Source organism: Flavobacterium magnum, assembly GCF_003055625.1.
In the GTDB taxonomy this organism is placed as follows: domain Bacteria; phylum Bacteroidota; class Bacteroidia; order Flavobacteriales; family Flavobacteriaceae; genus Flavobacterium; species Flavobacterium magnum.
Window position 1 is genome coordinate 1,877,515 of record NZ_CP028811.1, and the last position, 19,476, is coordinate 1,896,990.

A 19,476-nucleotide genomic window follows, 5' to 3' on the forward strand; every position below is an offset into this window, starting at 1 on the left:
TTAAAAATCGCGTTTCAAAGTATCACCCTCAAATTCAATAATGTAAATGTCCTCGCTGTCGCGCTTCATGTAGTATTTCTCGCGCGCAAATTTCTCAACCTGATTGGAATCCTTCAGTATCTTAATATTGCGCAGGTCTTTTTTGATCTCTTCCTGGTAATATCGCTTGTTGTCTTCGAGTTCGTCGATATCCTTGTCGAGCAAGCGGTGGTTGAGCCAGGAATAATTGTCGAGGAAGAGCATCCAGACCACGAAAACCAGCAACACCAACACGTAGCGGTTGCCCAGGATGCGCAGCAACGGCCATTTTTCGAAGGTATTCTTGAATGGATTCTTCATAGTTTAAATTTCCGGAACGGGTATTCTTATATGGAGCCAATGGCTCGGACCACACCATCAATTACAAAATACGCTGGTTGATTACTGCACGCACCACATCAATGGCCACGGTATTGTATTTGTCATTGGGGATGATGATGTCTGCGAACGCTTTTGTCGGCTCGATAAATTGCTCGTGCATCGGCTTGAGCGTCGTCTGGTACCGGTTCAATACTTCGTGCATGTCGCGGCCACGCTCGGCAATGTCGCGTTTGAGGCGACGGATTAGCCGTTCGTCGGAGTCGGCATGGACGTAAATCTTGATATCGAAAAGCTCGCGCAGCTCCGGATTGGCAAGGATCAGGATGCCTTCGACGATCATGACCTTACGCGGATGCGTCGAAATCGTATCCTCTGTGCGGTTGTGGGTGACGAAAGAATAGACCGGCTGGTCAACGGTATTACCCGCCTTGAGATCCTTCAGGTGCGCCACCAAAAGTTCGAAATCAATGGCACGCGGATGGTCGAAATTGATCAGGGCACGTTCGTCGAAAGAGAGGTGGTTGTTCTCGCGATAGTAGGAATCCTGCGAAATGATGCCTACTTCGGTCTGTGGCAACTCGTTCATGATTTGGTGTACCACGGTGGTTTTCCCGCTGCCCGTTCCTCCGGCAATTCCGATAATCAGCATATCTGCATTTTTTGTTTAGGCAAAAATAAAAATTAAAATGAAAGCGAGGGCAATTGTGGGTTAACAATGTTCCTGCTTTCATTTAATTCCCGGCTGGCTATACGTTAGCGCCGCCGGGTGATCGAGTTGACGGTAAATTCCTAGCCGTTTTGCTGCAACCTGGCGCGCTTTTTCTCGTTCGACCTGATTTTTCGTTCAAGTTTTCGGATGTCGTTCTCAACATCCTCTACGCGGTTTGCGGCCTTCCGTGCTTCTTTAGCGTCGTCCGCCGCCTCGTCGCCAGCGTTCCTGGCACGTCGTGCTTTCCTGCGGCTGTCGAGGTCATCCTGGAGTTTGGCCGCCGCTTTACTGTTGTTGGCGCTGGATTCTTTCGCCTTATTTTCTTTTTCGCGTGCGTCTGCCTGAAGTTCGGCCAGCCTGGTCTGCAGCTTTACGAGTTCCGCATTCTGTTCCAGGATTTTTGTGGAAAGCACCTGCGCTTTCCCGGAGTACTGGTAGACTTGTACGGAATCCTGGCTGGTTTGTGCGGTACAGATCCCCGAAATCAGGAGCATCATAAAAAAACATTGTTTCATTTTCATTGCAAATTGGTTTTTAAGGATTCAGGTAAAGATAGCGCGAATAATGCGAACTGCCGTGCTATCTGCTCAATTTACCCTAATTACGTATAGTGCCTGTTTTCGGATTGCCGGCCTGCAGAACATTAATGGATTCCGGAAGAAAAAATATTTCATGGAAAATGAATATATTTGGGTTCAACACTTTAACCACATACCAATGAAAAAATTACTTTCGTCCTTGCCGATAAACCTTGATTTGGGTTTGTTGCTGATCCGTTTGATGATAGGCATCCTGATGGCCTGCTATGGTTACCAGAAGCTGACTCATTTTGACCAGACCGCTGAGTTTTTCAACGAGGTCAATTTCCTGGGCATGACCGGAAAAGTTCCGCTGGCGTTGACAATTTTCGCCGAGTTTTTCTGCAGCCTGTTGCTTCTCATCGGGCTGTTGTCGAGGCTGAGCCTGATCCCGCTGTTGATTTGCATGGGATACATCGTCGTGGTGATGGACAAGATGGAAATCTACAAAGCCGGTGACAACGGCGTCGAATTCGGACACGCATTCGTTTATTTCGTGATTTACCTGGCGTTGTTTTTTACCGGACCCGGGAAATACAGTCTGGACGCCGCGATGCTGAAAAAGTAGTCCCGGTTTCGCGTTGCTGCGTTAGGGATGGAAGCGGCATCCTTTTTTGCCGGCGTTAGCCAGGCACAAAAAGATAAAGCGGACAGCCCGGGCCGGAGGCAACGCCCTGAAAATAAAAAAACCCGCTTTGTTGAAGCGGGTTTACTGTTTGTATGCGGTGCACTAATAATTAAAGATTTCTTCGAGCGACACTTCCTCGACATCGCCAAGTTTCTTCAGGGCTTCGAAATCAAGGTTTTCCTTTTTACCCACAATCGCTGTGTTGTATTTTTTGGGCTTTACCTCGGCATTGAAGAACGCCGTCGTATTGTCGAGTGTGAGGTTCTGAATGCTGTTGTAAATATCCTTACGGTTGTCGTAATCAATACCGAACTTCTTGAGGTTGAGCTGTGTGAAGAAGATGTTCGACTTGATGATCCTGCTCGAGGCAATCTGTTTCAGGCTTGACTCCTTTGCATTGTTGAACTGCCTGTCAATTTTAGGCATGTCTGCCAAAAGCACTGATATCGCGTCCACGGCCTGTGGCAGTTTGTTGGCCTGGGTCCCGATCGTCACCTGCATGTAATCGCTCTTATCCTTGTCGGATGCCGTACGGTATACCGCCCCTGCAGAATAAGCCAGCGACTTGGATTCGCGGATCTCCTGGAATACGATTGACGACAATCCGGAACCGAAATAGTTGTTGAATACATTTACAGTACCGGCAATCTGCGGGTTGTATTTTACGCCCTTGGCCACACGCGTCATTTCTGCCTGCACCATGTCATAGTTGGCGAAGTACACTTTACCGGCAGTATCCGGTTGCGGATAGACTTTCGCCGTCGGTACGGCCTTGTTCGCGGCAAGGTTATGGTTCGCTTCCAGGGCTTTTACGATTGGCTCGAGCTTATTTCCGTAGAAAAATACCTGGTGCTCATAATTGTTAATGCCTTTGATGATATCGGTCAGTTCTGAAACTTTCATGGACCGGAGTTCATCTTCTGAAAGAATGTCCCTGAAGCGCGAATTTTTCCCGTACATCGCATAATTGGTCAGGGCTGCGCTGATGCTTTCCTTGCGTTTCTTGGCATTGGCGCGTTGATTCAGGATGGTTTCCACCTGGGTGTTGTAAATTTCCTGGTCCGGTTTTACGGTTTTCATCCAGGTTTCGAGCATGGCGATGCCTTTCGGCAGGTTTTCTTCCAGGCCGGTCAGCGTAACGTAACTCAAATCGGTTCCGGCATTTACCGAGGGCGTGATGCCCATCTTATAAAACTCTTTCTTAATGTCTTCTGACGACATTTTATCGGTGCCGAGATAATCCAGCATATTGATCGCCAGAGAGAGTTTTTTGTCGTTATCCGAGCCCATATTGAAGATGTAATACACGCTGGCGATGTTGTTGGTGGTATTTTTCACGAAGCTGATGTTCGTGTTTTTGACTTTTCTCGTCTGTATTTCCTTTTTGAAATCCACGAAAACCGGAGAGAGCGCCGTTGACGTGCGGTTCTGGAAATCCTTGTAGAACCCCGATTGGGCATCACGGTTGAGGTTAACGGGCGTAATGGCCGGATTCGACACGCGAACGAGTTTGTCATTGACCCCTTTTCTTTTGTAAACGATGACATAATTGTCCTTGTAGAAATCATTCGCAAACTTCAAGATGTCGGCTTTGCTGATTTTTGACAGTTCGTCAATCTCAGATAAAACCTGTTCCCACGACCTTTTTTCAATGAACGTATTATATAAGGTGGTCGCCAGTCCGTTGCCTGATTCGAAGGTTTTCATACGATCCAGTTTCATATTGTTGATTACGGCCTGAATCATCCAGTCGTCAAATTGGCCTTTTTTAAGTTTGGCAGTTTCGGCAAGCAGTAATTGTTTCCCTTCTTCGAGGGTCTGCCCTTCTTTCACCGAAATGGACAGCGATTGGTAGCCGTAATCATTCATCACCGAGTTTCCGGCGCCGGCGCTCAGGGCCAGCTGTTTTTGGTTGATGTCGAGGTCAATCAGTCCCACGTCGCCTGAATTGGAAAGGATGTTTGCAGCGATCTCGGACAGCATGGATTCGCGCGTTCCTACGCCCGAAGTCCTCCAGGCCATGGTCAGGCGTTCTGCCGTCGGGCTTTTTACTTCGCGTTCGACCACAGAAGTCATCGGTACTTCCGAAACCATTTTCTTCATCGGTAATTCCTTGTATTGGAAAGCCCCGAAATAATTGTCGACCATCTTGATCGTCTTGTCAAAATCCAGGTCGCCTACCAAAACCACCGCCATATTATTCGGTACGTAATAGGTATTGAAATAATTGTGGATCGCGACCATCGATGGATTTTTCAGATGCTCTGATTTCCCGATCGTGGTTTGCTGCCCATAGGGCGTCAACGGGAATAAGGCATCCATCAATGCGTAATTCACCAGCCTGCCGTCATTGTCCTGCGCGCGGTTGAATTCTTCGTACACCGCTTCGAGTTCGGTGTGGAAGAGTCGCAGCACCAATTCCGAAAAGCGCTCTTTTTCAATCGCCATCCATTTTTCCAGTTCGTTTGCAGGGATGTTGTTTTTGTATACGGTTTCATTGAGCCAGGTGTGGGCGTTGGTTCCCTTGGCGCCAAGCGAGGAAATCAGTTTGTCGTATTCATTGGCCACCGAATATTTCGAGGCTTCCAATGACACCTGGTCAATCTGTTTGTAAATCGCGGCTTTTTTCTCAGGATCGGTTTCCGCTTTGTGCTTTTCGTATAGATCGGAGATTTGGGCGATCAGCACTTTTTCCTTTTCCCAGTCCTGTGTTCCGATTTTGCTGGTCCCTTTAAAAACCATGTGTTCGAGATAATGGGCGAGGCCCGTATTGTCCGATGGGTCGTTGTTCGAGCCCGTCCTTACTGGAATGTACGTCTGTATGCGGGGTTCATCGGTGTTCTGCGCGAGATACACCTTGAGTCCGTTCTTGAGCGTGTATACGCGCACGCCGGTTTTGTCATTTTTGACGACTTCGTAGGTATAGCCGTTCGGATCTTTTTTGGTTTCTGTCGTGTAGGTCTGGGCCTGGGTGGCTGCGGCTGAAAGGAAGAAGATGCAGCGGGTGATGGTTTTAATCATAAATTTAAGTTTGGTTTCGAAATTACGCAAAACATCAGACGTTTTTAAATCAAAATGTTACAGCTGTATGCGTTAAAATAAAAAACCCGCTTATAAAGCGGGTTTCTCATTAGTAAGTCCAAAAAGTATTAAACGTTTATTTTACTTTATTAAGTATTGCTTTGAAAGCTTCAGGGTGGTTCATAGCCAAATCGGCAAGGACCTTACGGTTCAATTCGATTCCGCTGGCTTTTACTTTACCCATGAACTGAGAGTAAGACATCCCTTCAAGACGTGCACCGGCGTTGATACGCATGATCCACAGCGCGCGGAAGTTTCTCTTTTTTGCTTTACGGTCACGGTAAGCGTAGCTCATCGCTTTCTCTACCGCGTTTTTAGCAACTGTCCAAACGTTTTTTCTACGGCCAAAGAAACCTTTGGCTTGCTTCATAATCTTTTTCCTTCTTGCCCTTTTGGCGACGGAGTTTACTGATCTTGGCATAATTTTTCTTTTTTTTTGTAGCAGGCGTCCCGAATTGAATCAAGGGAACTTAAAGGCCATACTCCAGGGTTATTAAATGTGTTAACCGTGAGGCACCGACAACTGTCAGCTAAAGCTGTGTCTATTAGATAATCCTCAATTGTTCTTTGACGCTCTTCATATCTGATTGATGAACCAATGCAGAATGGGTCAGCGCCAATTTACGTTTCTTCGACTTTTTAGTCAGGATGTGGCTTTTGAAAGCGTGTTTCCTTTTGATTTTACCAGAGCCGGTCACTTTAAAGCGCTTTTTGGCACTGGATTTTGTTTTCATTTTAGGCATAATTCCTAAGTGTATTTAAATTTGGACTTACTATTTCTTCTTTTTCGGTGCGATGAACATAATCATCCGCTTTCCTTCCAAAACCGGCATGGCCTCCACCTTCCCGAACTCTTCAAGATCCTGGGCCAGCCTCAATAAAAGGATTTGTCCCTGGTCTTTGTAGATAATCGAACGTCCTTTAAAGAATACGAAAGCTTTTAATTTCGAACCTTCCTTAAGGAATTTCTCAGCGTTTTTCCTTTTAAACTCGTAGTCATGCTCATCAGTCTGTGGTCCGAAACGGATTTCCTTGATTATTACCTGCGTGGATTTTGCCTTCAGCACTTTTTCGCGTTTCTTCTGCTCATAGACGAATTTCTTATAATCCATGATTTTGCATACCGGCGGCTCCGCATTCGGGGAAATCTCCACCAAATCCAGTTCCTGCTCGTCTGCCATCCGCAGTGCTTCGGAAATCTTATAAACTCCCGTTTCTACATTTTCCCCCACAAGCCGTACTTCAGGCGTGCGGATCAGGTTGTTGATCCTGTGGGCATCTTTCTTTTCCACCCTGGGTTGATAACCCTTGTTGTTTCTAATTGCTATGACTTTAAAATTTTAGTTAAACGATATGTCAATGTTATTCGACGTTGAATGTCTTTAATGTTTTGTTGATTTCCTCCTGGACCATTTCGGCAAATTGCGCTATCGACACCGTCGTGTTGCCTTTTCCTTCCTGGCCATGGCGGCGTACTGAAATCGTGCCGTTCTTTTCTTCATCCTCGCCGACGATCAGCATAAATGGGTATTTCTGCGTTTCCGCATCCCTGATTTTACGCCCGATGGTTTCGTTTCGGTTGTCAATTAGGGCGCGAATTTCGTGATTTTCCAGCAATTCTAAAACTTTTTTGGCATAATTTTCATATTTCTCACTCAAAGACAGGATTATAGCCTGTTCAGGCATCAGCCAGAGCGGGAAATTTCCTGCAGTATGCTCCAATAGTATTGCAATAAACCGCTCCATCGAACCGAAAGGCGCGCGGTGGATCATTACCGGACGGTGCAATTTGTCATCAGCACCTTTATAAGTAAGTTCGAAACGTTCAGGTAAATTGTAATCCACCTGGATCGTTCCCAACTGCCAGCTTCTGCCCAACGCATCTTTCACCATAAAATCCAGTTTCGGACCGTAAAAAGCGGCTTCCCCATATTCCACGACCGTATTCAATTCCTTATCACGCGCGGCATTGATGATGGCGTTTTCGGCTTTCTCCCAATTCTCATCGGAACCGATGTACTTGTCGCGGTTTTCCTGGTCACGCAATGAGATCTGGGCCGTAAAGTTTTCAAAACCAAGCGACCCGAACACATACAGCACCAGGTCGATCACTTTCTTGAACTCGGCATCCAGCTGGTCCGGCGTACAAAAAATATGCGCATCATCCTGGGTAAACCCGCGTACACGGGTCAATCCATGCAGCTCTCCCGATTGCTCGTAACGGTACACCGTCCCGAATTCAGCGTATCTTTTCGGTAAATCCTTATATGACCAAGGCTTGTTGTTGTAAATCTCGCAGTGGTGCGGACAATTCATCGGCTTCAGCAAAAATTCCTCGCCTTCAGCAGGCGTGTGGATCGGCTGGAACGAATCGGCGCCGTATTTGGCGTAATGTCCTGAAGTCACATACAATTCCTTTTGTCCGATATGTGGTGTCACGACTTGTTCGTAACCCGCTTTCTTCTGTGCCTTTTTCAGAAATTGCTCCAGTCTTTCGCGTAAAGCGGCACCTTTAGGCAGCCATAAAGGCAAGCCTTGTCCGACTTTCTGTGAGAACGCAAACAATTCCAGTTCCTTTCCTAATTTCCTGTGGTCACGGCGTTTGGCCTCTTCGAGCAATTCCAGGTAATCGGTAAGGTCTTTCTGTTTTGGGAAAGAAACACCGTAAACACGTGTCAATTGCTTGTTTTTCTCGTCACCGCGCCAGTAAGCGCCGGCAACGCTCATGATTTTCATGGCTTTGATCAGGCCGGTATTCGGAATGTGTCCGCCGCGGCATAAATCGGTGAAAGTAGCATGGTCACAAAACGTAATGGTGCCGTCTTCCAGATTCTCAATCAATTCAATCTTATATGGATTGTTCTCCTTCTTATAAAACGCCAATGCATCAGCCTTCGAAGACGAGCGCATCTTAAATTCATGCTTCTCACGCGCAATCTCCAATACACGGTCTTCAATTTTCTTGAACTCCGCATCAGTGATGTTCTTATCGCCGAAATCCACATCATAATAAAACCCTTTTTCGATGGCCGGCCCGATGGTTAACTTTACGCCCGGATACAATTCCTGCAGCGCCTGTGCCATCACGTGTGAAGTCGAGTGCCAGAACGCTTTTTTGCCTTCGGCATCATTCCAGGTATATAAAACAAGACTCCCGTCCGTCGTCAGTGGCGTTTCCGTTTCAACCGTTGTACCATTAAAGGAAGCCGAAATCACGTTTCTGGCCAATCCTTCACTAATGCTTTTGGCAACTTCCATCGGAGTTGCCCCGGAAGCGAACTCCTTCACCGAACCGTCGGGTAGTGTAATCTTGATCATCGTTTAAAAATTTGAACGGCAAATATAGGGGTTTGGCAAATTACAGCCAAAATAAATGCCTGTAACTATAGGGTATTGTTTTTGGGCGTTTCCCCGTTGCGGAACCTGAGCCGTCCGATGCTTATATTTACTGCAACGGGGCCGGGCTCTGCGCTGTATCTTTTACGGCCTCCGCTGCGCTGCGGCCGCAAAAGGATGCCGCTGCGATCCCTAACGCAGAATCGTTCCATGTGCAGGCCATCGGAAGCAGTGTAATTTGATAAACAATATTGTATTTGTGTAAGAATTGTGGATTTGCGGATGTCTAAATTTACAATCAAACTTGGGGTTATGTGTAATAAAAGACGGGTGGAGGCGAAAATAGACAATGTGATGAAGCGCTTCAGTGTGATTATTCCTGAGGAACGTGATGTTTTTGACGGAAAGATGCATTCCGCATTTGAACATACGAAAGCCGGTATCATCAGGGCGGAAACCCCGGGTGTGATGGATACCGATTACCATTGGGGTTTGGTCCCAAAAACCTGGAACAAACCGAAAGAGCAAATATGGAACAGCACATACAATGCTAAGATTGAGGAGGTTCACCAGAAATATTCATTCAGGTCGATTTTAAACCAACGCTGCCTTATCCCTACTTCCTTTTATTACGAGTACCATTGGAACGATCCAAAGGGCAGGTCCAAGACATTATATGAAGTATGGCATCCGGACGATGAGATTTTTTGTCTCGCAGGATTATACAGCTCATATACAGACAGCGACGGTTCGGTCTATAACAGTTACACGATTCTCACCACGCAGGCCAATCAACGCATGAAATTCGTCCACAACAAAGATGCGCAGATCGATTACCATCGGATGCCCGTCATGCTCAATCCCGGAACCGAACGGGACTGGCTCGACCTGAAAAACCCACATCTGGATTTCTCGTATCCAAATTATAAGCCTTTGTTGATAGCGAATCCCGCGGGGTAAATTTAAAACGCCTTCCTGGCTGCGGTACACCCCAAATCTGACTTGGGTTTCGGTTCATGATGCGTTGTGCGCAAAGTCAACCAAAATCCGATTTCTCTAATTCCTGCTCTTTCAGGGATTTAAAATACGCGGCGAAAAAACTTCAAAAAACTTTCAATAAAAATTTGGTAAACACAAAAAGTGGCTTACCTTTGCCGTCCGCAAAACAGGGAACTGTGCTGTGGGAAAACAAAAGTTCTTCTTAACATATTGATTTAAAGCTGACGGAAAATAAATTTCAAATTATTTTCAAAAAAGCTTGGATGGTAAAAATTAAGTTGTACTTTTGCACCCGCTTTGAGACACAAGCGATATAAGAAAGATTGACACGTTCATTGATATATTGGATTGACAGCACTTCCGGAGTGATTCGGAAGTAAGCAGAGAGTAAGGGAAATCGGAAGATTTTCGAGAGAATAAAAATACGTTAGAAATTCGTCTGAAAAATACGCCAAGCGATTGGCAAACAATATACGATGAAGAGTTTGATCCTGGCTCAGGATGAACGCTAGCGGCAGGCTTAACACATGCAAGTCGAGGGGTAGAGAGTGCTTGCATTCTTGAGACCGGCGCACGGGTGCGTAACGCGTATGCAACCTACCTTGAACAGGGGGATAGCCCAGAGAAATTTGGATTAATACCCCATGGTATATTGAGATGGCATCATCTTATTATTAAAGTCACAACGGTTCAAGATGGGCATGCGTCCCATTAGCTAGATGGTAAGGTAACGGCTTACCATGGCTACGATGGGTAGGGGTCCTGAGAGGGAGATCCCCCACACTGGTACTGAGACACGGACCAGACTCCTACGGGAGGCAGCAGTGAGGAATATTGGTCAATGGGCGCAAGCCTGAACCAGCCATGCCGCGTGCAGGATGAAGCATCTATGGTGTGTAAACTGCTTTTATACGGGAAGAAACCCTGCCACGTGTGGCAGATTGACGGTACCGTAGGAATAAGGATCGGCTAACTCCGTGCCAGCAGCCGCGGTAATACGGAGGATCCAAGCGTTATCCGGAATCATTGGGTTTAAAGGGTCCGTAGGCGGGCCTGTAAGTCAGTGGTGAAAGCCCATCGCTTAACGATGGAACGGCCATTGATACTGCAGGCCTTGAATTATCGGGAAGTAACTAGAATATGTAGTGTAGCGGTGAAATGCTTAGATATTACATGGAATACCGATTGCGAAGGCAGGTTACTACCGGTGGATTGACGCTGATGGACGAAAGCGTGGGTAGCGAACAGGATTAGATACCCTGGTAGTCCACGCCGTAAACGATGGATACTAGCTGTTGGGGGCAACTTCAGTGGCTAAGCGAAAGTGATAAGTATCCCACCTGGGGAGTACGGGCGCAAGCCTGAAACTCAAAGGAATTGACGGGGGCCCGCACAAGCGGTGGAGCATGTGGTTTAATTCGATGATACGCGAGGAACCTTACCAAGGCTTAAATGTAGATTGACAGGTTTGGAAACAGACTTTTCTTCGGACAATTTACAAGGTGCTGCATGGTTGTCGTCAGCTCGTGCCGTGAGGTGTCAGGTTAAGTCCTATAACGAGCGCAACCCCTGTTGTTAGTTGCCAGCGAGTCAAGTCGGGAACTCTAGCAAGACTGCCAGTGCAAACTGTGAGGAAGGTGGGGATGACGTCAAATCATCACGGCCCTTACGCCTTGGGCTACACACGTGCTACAATGGCCGGTACAGAGAGCAGCCACCACGCGAGTGGGAGCGAATCTATAAAGCCGGTCACAGTTCGGATCGGAGTCTGCAACTCGACTCCGTGAAGCTGGAATCGCTAGTAATCGGATATCAGCCATGATCCGGTGAATACGTTCCCGGGCCTTGTACACACCGCCCGTCAAGCCATGGAAGCTGGGGGTGCCTGAAGTCGGTGACCGCAAGGAGCTGCCTAGGGTAAAACCGGTAACTAGGGCTAAGTCGTAACAAGGTAGCCGTACCGGAAGGTGCGGCTGGAACACCTCCTTTCTAGAGAAAGGCGACATTTTAGCATATTACCATTAGGATCTCTGATGGTTTTCATTACTCTCGCTGTTGGTTCAAAAAAACAATCCAAGAAAAACAAACAGAGTCTCGTAGCTCAGCTGGTTAGAGTACTACACTGATAATGTAGGGGTCGGCAGTTCGAGTCTGCCCGGGACTACTACTTTGTTTTTTGTTTGGGTAAAGGAAATTTTAGAAGTTGAGTTACACTTACTGGTGAACCGTTCAAGCAACTGTTAACTGTAAAGGTTGACCGTACACTAAAAACGGGGGATTAGCTCAGCTGGCTAGAGCGCCTGCCTTGCACGCAGGAGGTCATCGGTTCGACTCCGATATTCTCCACGATCAATCCATCGGATTGAAAAAGTTCATTGACATATTGGGATAAGAAAATACAAAAAGTAGAAAGAACACAAAGTTTACAGTGTACAGCTTACGGTTTACAGTGCAAACTGTTAACTGTTAACTGTCAACCGTAAACTCAAAAGTACAATAAGCAAAATAAGGGCGTATGGGGGATGCCTAGGCTCTCAGAGGCGAAGAAAGGCGTGATAAGCTGCGAAAAGCGCCGGGGATCGGCACACACGAATTGATCCGGCGATACCTGAATGGGGCAACCCAATACATTGAAGATGTATTACTCCGATAGGAGGGCAAACCCGCTGAACTGAAACATCTAAGTAGGCGGAGGAGAAGAAAACAAAAGTGATTCCGTAAGTAGTGGCGAGCGAACGCGGATTAGCCCAAACCAGTGTTGTTACGGCAATACTGGGGTTGTAGGACCACGGCATTTCATGCAAACTGAACCGGAAGGACCTGGAAAGGTCTGCCATAGAGGGTGATAGCCCCGTATGGGTAAGGGATGTAATGGATAGTGGTATCCTGAGTAGGGCGGGGCACGTGAAACCCTGTCTGAATCTGGCGGGACCATCCGCTAAGGCTAAATACTCCTGAGAGACCGATAGTGAACCAGTACCGTGAGGGAAAGGTGAAAAGAACCGTGAATAACGGAGTGAAACAGATCCTGAAACCATACGCCTACAAGCGGTCGGAGCCCACAAGTTGGGTGACGGCGTGCCTTTTGCATAATGAGCCTACGAGTTAACGTTGCCGGCAAGGATAAGCATTTAAGATGTGGATCCGTAGCGAAAGCGAGTCTGAATAGGGCGCTTTAGTCGGTAGTGTTAGACGCGAAACCGTGTGATCTACCCATGGGCAGGATGAAGCTGTGGTAACACACAGTGGAGGTCCGAACCGGTTGTCGTTGAAAAGACTTCGGATGACCTGTGGGTAGGGGTGAAAGGCCAATCAAACTCGGAAATAGCTCGTACTCCCCGAAATGCATTTAGGTGCAGCGCTGGATATAGTTATATAGAGGTAGAGCTACTGATTGGATGCGGGGGCTTCACCGCCTACCAATTCCTGACAAACTCCGAATGCTATATAATGTTTACCAGCAGTGAGGGCTTGGGTGCTAAGGTCCAAGTCCGAGAGGGAAAGAACCCAGACCATCAGCTAAGGTCCCAAAATCTACACTAAGTTGAAAGAACGAGGTTTGTCTGCCCAGACAGCTAGGATGTTGGCTTGGAAGCAGCCATTCATTTAAAGAGTGCGTAACAGCTCACTAGTCGAGCGGACGAGCATGGATAATAATCGGGCATAAGTGTAGTACCGAAGCTATGGATTTACAGTTTACTGTAAGTGGTAGGGGAGCATTCCAGCGGGGCTGAAGGTGTGTCGTGAGGCATGCTGGACCTTCTGGAAAAGAAAATGTAGGCATAAGTAACGATAATGCGGGCGAGAAACCCGCACACCGAAAGACTAAGGTTTCCTCAGCTATGCTAATCAGCTGAGGGTTAGTCGGGTCCTAAGGCGAACCCGAAAGGGACAGTCGATGGCCAACGGGTTAATATTCCCGTACTTGTATTGATTGTGATGGGGTGACGGAGTGATGAAAGTACCGCGCACTGACGGAATAGTGCGTTGAAGCACCTACCTATATCGTTTATAGTTAAATGCGTAGACGATGGGGAAATGCGATAGTACTCGGAGTCTTCGGACAAAGAGATAGTGTACCTAAGGGCTTCCAAGAAAAACCTCTAAACTTCAGATTGATACAACCCGTACCGTAAACCGACACAGGTAGTCGAGGAGAGAATCCTAAGGTGCTCGAGAGATTCATGGCTAAGGAATTAGGCAAAATAGACCCGTAACTTCGGGAGAAGGGTCGCCAGCAGCAATGCTGGCCGCAGTGAAGAGGTCCAGGCGACTGTTTATCAAAAACACAGGGCTCTGCAAAATCGTAAGATGAAGTATAGGGCCTGACACCTGCCCGGTGCTGGAAGGTTAAGAGGAGATGTTATCTTCGGAGAAGCATTGAATTGAAGCCCCAGTAAACGGCGGCCGTAACTATAACGGTCCTAAGGTAGCGAAATTCCTTGTCGGGTAAGTTCCGACCTGCACGAATGGTGTAACGATCTGGACACTGTCTCAGCCATGAGCTCGGTGAAATTGTAGTAACGGTGAAGATGCCGTTTACCCGCAGTGGGACGAAAAGACCCTGTGCACCTTTACTATAGCTTAGTATTGACTTTGGATAAGTGATGTGTAGGATAGGTGGGAGACTTCGATCCTGCGTCGCCAGGCGTAGGTTAGTCATTGTTGAAATACCACCCTTTGCTTATCTGAAGCCTAACCCCATAATGTGGGGGACAGTGCTTGGTGGGTAGTTTGACTGGGGTGGTCGCCTCCAAAAGAGTAACGGAGGCTTCTAAAGGTTCCCTCAGCACGCTTGGTAACCGTGCGTAGAGTGCAATGGCATAAGGGAGCTTGACTGAGAGACATACAGGTCGATCAGGTACGAAAGTAGAGCATAGTGATCCGGTGGTTCCGCATGGAAGGGCCATCGCTCAAAGGATAAAAGGTACGCCGGGGATAACAGGCTGATCTCCCCCAAGAGCTCATATCGACGGGGGGGTTTGGCACCTCGATGTCGGCTCGTCACATCCTGGGGCTGGAGAAGGTCCCAAGGGTTGGGCTGTTCGCCCATTAAAGTGGCACGCGAGCTGGGTTCAGAACGTCGTGAGACAGTTCGGTCTCTATCTACTGCGGGCGTTAGAAATTTGAGTGGATCTGATTCTAGTACGAGAGGACCGAATTGGACCGACCGCTGGTGTATCTGTTGTCCCGCCAGGGGCACCGCAGAGTAGCTACGTCGGGAAGGGATAAGCGCTGAAAGCATATAAGCGCGAAACCCACCACAAGATGAGATTTCTTTTAAGGGTCGTAGGAGATGACTACGTCGATAGGCTACAGGTGTAAAGGCAGTAATGTCATAGCCGAGTAGTACTAATAACCCGTAAGCTTATGTACGCCTTCCGGGCCTTCGGGCCCGGGACACTTTTTGCATGTAAATTTTTGTCCCAATGTGTTAATAATATAATGTGATCGGAACACCGATCGCGTAACGACTTAAGGTGGTTATTGCGGCGGGGCTCACCTCTTCCCATCCCGAACAGAGAAGTTAAGCCCGCCTGCGCAGATGGTACTGCAGTTTTGTGGGAGAGTATGTCGTCGCCTTTCTTTATGGAACCCCTCATCATTCGATGAGGGGTTTTTTGTTTTATGCCATTTTTAAAAAAATGACGGTAAATATTATCCGAACAGCGAAGTTAAGCCCGCCTGCGCAGATGGTACTGCAGTTTTGTGGGAGAGTATGTCGTCGCCTTTATTTATGGAACCCCAACCTATACAGGTTGGGGTTCTTTTTTTTAGGGATGCGACGCAGTTCGGGCAAAGCCCCGCGTCGTCGCCTTTAGCTTCGCCCGGTTCGGGCAATCCCCGCCGGTTTTTTTTTGAAAACCCCAGCTTAAGAGGCATAGGTTCTTTTTTTATACCAGTATCTAAAAATCCCGAAATTACCTATGGCTTTTTTTTGGTTTAGCCGGAATCCTGCCTGCACCGGAGGCCTGCCACTCCCAAAATAACTTACCGCCCTTTTAGGAAAGAGACATCCGCGGATACGGCGCCGCGTGAGGGATCCCGGCATTGCCTGAGCTCGTTTGCGCAGCCTGCGCAGCAAACAGCGAGTGCCGGGAGTCCGACGCCGCCCTCACAGAACCGCAACAAACACCAGCCACACAGGCGGCGGCACGCCATAAAAAAAAACGGCAGTGCTTACTGTCGATTCGCAATAGCTGCGTCTTTTTATTATATTCGTAGCCTTGCAAGTGATTCGTACAAAAAATAGTTAGGTATGGCAAAGAAGAATAAGACCCATGAAACGGAAGTCAGTGTCACTGAGTTCATCAATTCCTATGCAGATAACGACCAAAAGAAGGCGGACAGTTTCAAACTGGTTTCCCTGCTGAGCACATGGTCAGGTTTTGAGCCGAAAATGTGGGGCCCGACAATCATCGGGTTTGGCAGTTATCATTATAAATATGCAAGCGGGCATGAGGGTGATGCACCGATGCTTGGATTTTCGCCACGAAAAGCGGAATTCTCATTATATGTCTATTCTCCGACCGCTGACAATGAGCACCTGCTCGAGGGTTTCGGAAAGTTTAAAATGGGGAAGGCCTGCATCTACATAAAAAAACTAGCCGACATTCATATTGATGTGTTGGAAAAAATGTGCAGGGCGACGATCGCTTATCTGGAGGCGCACCATGAGTGTGCCTGCAGGCAGAAATAATCGCGGCGGAGCGCATATAATCGACGCCTCTTAAACTTCGCTATATTTACACAACAATCTAAATTTATGAAACACCTGAGATTGGTTTCCGTTGCATTACTGCTGTTGTTGGCCGTCAGCTCGTTTTCATGTTCGCCTGATGACCGTGACGGGTCTGGGCCTTTAGTAACCAATTATCCGTTGTCCGGGTTGCTGGGACAGGAATTCACTATGCAGCTTGAAAATATTGAACCAAATAAATTGCAGGTGTTTTTTGGCAATGAGCAGGCGCCCATCACCTATTTGTCAGACGCTGAAATTAAGATCACCGTTCCGCGTACGCTAACCAACCCGACGTCGGTTTTGAAAATCATTGACCTGACCACCAATGAAACCATTGTAAATGAAAATTTCTCGCTGAAAACTCCGGTCATAAACGGATTCAGTGTTTCGGAAGTAGCCTTTGGTGAGGTTTTCAGTATCAACGGGGACAACTTCGATACAATCAAAGACGATGTCGGCGTGACCGTGAACGGTATCGCTGCTTCCGCAGTAGCCGCGTCCTATAATAAGATTGATGTGGTACTTCCGACAAACATCACGGACGCAAATCTGCAAATTAAAGTAAAGGCGCAACGTCAGGAGGTGACTGCCGCGGCAATGCTTCACCTCAGGGCACCACAGATATTGAGTATTGACAATACCATCGCATGGATTAAGGGGGAACTGACGCTTAACATGCTCAACTACAATCCGGACTATGAGATGGGTGAAGCCTCGATCAATGGCAATCCGTGTTACGTGTCAGTGTACAACAACCAGGTAAAGCTATCCATCCCGCCCGGGGTGTACACTGACTTCCGCATCACTGCCGTCACCTATAAGACGGCGGGACAAACGGCCACTTATAATACCGACATACCAATAGGGAACGATGCGATTATGGTGGATTACGATTCGGTTTCAGGCAACAATTCACAGATTTTTGAGCGCAACGGGAAAGCCTACAGGATTGCCCGGATGAATTCCGCTTCACAGGAAACAGGCGAGTATTCGCTGATGGAGTTTTCAGCTGCTACTGAAAAATGGACGGTACTGTCGTCATTTCACTATTTCGGTAATATTTCGGATGCGCTGTTTGACGGAGACGATACCCTTTATCTTTACAAATTCCAATCTGCTTCACAAACATATACCCTGACAAAGCTGAACCTGAACACCTATGCCGAAACCGCTATTGCGCTGCCTGACAATACAATCATCAGCCCGATTATGTTTGCTTACCAAGGAGCGCTGTACCTGCTGAGCGGAATAGAACTTGTCAACGGATTGCCTACAGTACGCACTGAAAAGTACAAATATTCGGGAGGAACATGGACGACATTATCCGCGTCAGCATTTTCAGGCATACCTGCTATGGGCCAGTATGATTCCGGCAAGTGTGACTATATGCACTTCGGAAATAATATTTATGTGACGTGGCATGCGCGTACCTACAAAATCACGCCGGCGCTTTCGGTGACAGAATATCCATACAAATCAGTATTCCATTACCAGAATGCGGTTGTGGGGAGATACAGTAATTCAAACAGTCAGACCCTCTACAATATCGAAACCAACCAGCCGGCGTATGTGCAGGATGACTTTTTTGACGAAGCCGGCAGCTGTTTCAACGCGGGCAGTGAAATTTACTTCCAGCGGAATGCCTGGACCGGTTATCATGTCAACACCACCTACACCCAACGTTTAAGAAAAACAATCCTAAATGCGTTACTTTAAGAAATTCCTCAGTTTTGCGGCTTTAGTGCTGCTTTTGTTGTCATGCAGTTCCGACAACGATGGTCCCGGAAACATTGCCCTGACAATCACCGGATTTGAACCATCCTACAGCGCGGTAAGTTTGCAATGGCAACTGCAGCGGCCCTCAGATTTGATCGTGACCTCATTACGTATTTACAGGCTTGCGCAAAATGGCGACGATGAAGACATGCAGGTGCCTGTACAGATTGCAAACCTGCCGTCAAACGAAACGACTTACACTGACAACGATGTGCCTTACTATAAAGAGGTGACTTACAAAGTGGTGATTACATATCAGGACATTGATGATGATTCAGGAGTGACTACACGGGAACTCCAAAGCGATTTAAGGACGTTTACGCGTCCCCTTGTTTCATTTCCCTGGATTCCGTTGGATGTCCAAAAGGATCCGCTTAATGATGATATTTTTCACATACTTGATAAGGCAGGGTCAGGTACGCTGACCAGATACAGCTGGTCTGACAAAAGCATCGCCGCAACACATCATTTTACCGGGGCAGGATGGACCCTCAACAACAGGTTTCAATTTGCGGACGGCAACGTCTTCGTGTGCGATGTGAACGGCGGAATCACCAGGCTCAATAAAGATAATTACGCTGTAAATGGCAATTATAACGCTGTCATCAATGACAAACTCAACGCTTTTTCGATTGAAGGCGACCGCATTTATTATCAGGACAATAATGTATGGAATTATTATGAAATGTCGACCGGATCATCAGTCAGCTCCGGTATCACCACAGATGCCGTTTACGCCGAAATGCTCAGTGAACACAAAGTGCTTTTCCTCTTCACCCAAGGTATGCGGGTGCTCGGATACAGTCCGCAGACGTGCACCGCAACGGAATGTTTCCCGGTTTTTTACCCCGACAGTCACAGTTTTTCTCTGCCTCCTTATGCGGTCGACCCTTATATTTTCACATGGAATCATTCCAGGCAAAAATGCATCACCTCGTACAACGGTCGGATCTTTAATATCAACACTTTTGAACAGGAAGCCAATCTGAACGAAATTACGGGAAAACATTACATTCAGTTTGCGTTTGACACAGCGGGAAATATCTACGGTAGTGTACAGGGTGAAAAAATCATCCACAAATTCAACAGCAATTATGAACTCATTGCGTCAATTCCCACCAAGCTTTATCCTGTATTCCCTATGGTTACCGATTCCGGACTGCAGGCTCTGGGCGCGTACCATCCGATCGATTACTGGGGATTTGTGTACGGATACGAATTTAATTTCAATGTGAAAGGCGCTATTGAGGTATTTGAATAAATGCTA

Annotated in this window: 13 protein-coding genes, 2 tRNA genes and 3 rRNA genes; 10 read left to right on the forward strand and 8 right to left on the reverse strand. The window is 47.3% G+C overall.

Features of this window, described 5'->3' with window-relative positions; translation table 11 throughout:
- The 3 genes from HYN48_RS07700 to HYN48_RS07710 form a co-directional block, all read right to left on the reverse strand.
- Nucleotides 1-339, reverse strand: a complete 339-nt coding sequence (locus HYN48_RS07700; protein ID WP_108370555.1) for an FtsB family cell division protein — start codon at nucleotides 337-339, stop codon at nucleotides 1-3.
- Between the two features lie 61 nt (nucleotides 340-400).
- Entirely contained in the window at nucleotides 401-1,009 is a 609-nt protein-coding gene (gene udk, locus HYN48_RS07705; protein ID WP_108370556.1) for a uridine kinase, read from the reverse strand.
- A gap of 140 nt (nucleotides 1,010-1,149) precedes the next feature.
- Nucleotides 1,150-1,590 (reverse strand): hypothetical protein, encoded by a 441-nt coding sequence (locus HYN48_RS07710; RefSeq protein WP_108370557.1) that lies wholly within the window; start codon nucleotides 1,588-1,590, stop codon nucleotides 1,150-1,152.
- A 196-nt stretch (nucleotides 1,591-1,786) separates the two neighbouring features.
- Between HYN48_RS07710 and HYN48_RS07715 the strand changes: the two genes are divergently transcribed.
- Nucleotides 1,787-2,215 (forward strand): DoxX family protein, encoded by a 429-nt coding sequence (locus tag HYN48_RS07715; RefSeq protein WP_181248438.1) that lies wholly within the window; start codon nucleotides 1,787-1,789, stop codon nucleotides 2,213-2,215.
- Between the two features lie 162 nt (nucleotides 2,216-2,377).
- On the opposite strand, the gene HYN48_RS07720 is transcribed toward HYN48_RS07715, so the two are convergent.
- From HYN48_RS07720 to thrS, 5 genes are all read right to left on the reverse strand, one after another.
- Nucleotides 2,378-5,296, reverse strand: coding sequence for a M16 family metallopeptidase (locus HYN48_RS07720; RefSeq protein ID WP_108370559.1), 2,919 nt, complete (start codon nucleotides 5,294-5,296; stop codon nucleotides 2,378-2,380).
- A gap of 136 nt (nucleotides 5,297-5,432) precedes the next feature.
- Nucleotides 5,433-5,777 carry a 50S ribosomal protein L20 gene (rplT, locus tag HYN48_RS07725; protein ID WP_108370560.1) on the reverse strand — a complete coding sequence of 115 codons (345 nt, stop codon included), beginning with the start codon at nucleotides 5,775-5,777 and terminating at the stop codon, nucleotides 5,433-5,435.
- Between the two features lie 124 nt (nucleotides 5,778-5,901).
- On the reverse strand, nucleotides 5,902-6,099 hold the full coding sequence (gene rpmI, locus HYN48_RS07730; protein WP_108370561.1) for a 50S ribosomal protein L35: 198 nt from the start codon (nucleotides 6,097-6,099) through the stop codon (nucleotides 5,902-5,904).
- 30 nt (nucleotides 6,100-6,129) lie between these two features.
- Nucleotides 6,130-6,648 (reverse strand): translation initiation factor IF-3, encoded by a 519-nt coding sequence (gene infC, locus HYN48_RS07735; protein WP_245945934.1) that lies wholly within the window; start codon nucleotides 6,646-6,648, stop codon nucleotides 6,130-6,132.
- Nucleotides 6,649-6,718: 70 nt separating this feature from the next.
- On the reverse strand, nucleotides 6,719-8,674 hold the full coding sequence (gene thrS / locus HYN48_RS07740) for a threonine--tRNA ligase (RefSeq protein WP_108370563.1): 1,956 nt from the start codon (nucleotides 8,672-8,674) through the stop codon (nucleotides 6,719-6,721).
- Between the two features lie 330 nt (nucleotides 8,675-9,004).
- Here thrS and HYN48_RS07745 point away from each other — a divergent pair, with 330 nt between their 5' ends.
- From HYN48_RS07745 to HYN48_RS07790, 9 genes are all read left to right on the forward strand, one after another.
- Nucleotides 9,005-9,652, forward strand: coding sequence for an SOS response-associated peptidase (locus tag HYN48_RS07745; RefSeq protein WP_181248439.1), 648 nt, complete (start codon nucleotides 9,005-9,007; stop codon nucleotides 9,650-9,652).
- Nucleotides 9,653-10,164: 512 nt separating this feature from the next.
- Nucleotides 10,165-11,680 (forward strand): 16S ribosomal RNA (locus tag HYN48_RS07750).
- A gap of 101 nt (nucleotides 11,681-11,781) precedes the next feature.
- Nucleotides 11,782-11,855: transfer RNA gene (locus HYN48_RS07755), tRNA-Ile, on the forward strand.
- A gap of 108 nt (nucleotides 11,856-11,963) precedes the next feature.
- A tRNA-Ala gene (locus HYN48_RS07760) sits at nucleotides 11,964-12,037 on the forward strand.
- Between the two features lie 148 nt (nucleotides 12,038-12,185).
- Nucleotides 12,186-15,067: ribosomal RNA gene (locus HYN48_RS07765) — 23S ribosomal RNA — on the forward strand.
- Between the two features lie 100 nt (nucleotides 15,068-15,167).
- Nucleotides 15,168-15,277 (forward strand): 5S ribosomal RNA (rrf, locus tag HYN48_RS07770).
- The 16S, 23S and 5S rRNA genes sit together here with 2 tRNA genes alongside, the layout of an rRNA operon.
- A gap of 673 nt (nucleotides 15,278-15,950) precedes the next feature.
- The gene (locus HYN48_RS07780; protein ID WP_108370566.1) at nucleotides 15,951-16,391 is read left to right on the forward strand and encodes a DUF1801 domain-containing protein; all 441 of its coding nucleotides are present in this window, start codon (nucleotides 15,951-15,953) and stop codon (nucleotides 16,389-16,391) included.
- Between the two features lie 66 nt (nucleotides 16,392-16,457).
- Nucleotides 16,458-18,149: an IPT/TIG domain-containing protein gene (locus HYN48_RS07785; protein WP_108370567.1), complete on the forward strand. Its 1,692-nt coding sequence runs from the start codon at nucleotides 16,458-16,460 to the stop codon at nucleotides 18,147-18,149.
- Nucleotides 18,136-19,470, forward strand: a complete 1,335-nt coding sequence (locus HYN48_RS07790) for a hypothetical protein (RefSeq protein WP_108370568.1) — start codon at nucleotides 18,136-18,138, stop codon at nucleotides 19,468-19,470. The genes HYN48_RS07785 and HYN48_RS07790 overlap by 14 nt, the downstream gene beginning before the upstream one ends.
- Nucleotides 19,471-19,476 lie beyond the last annotated feature (6 nt).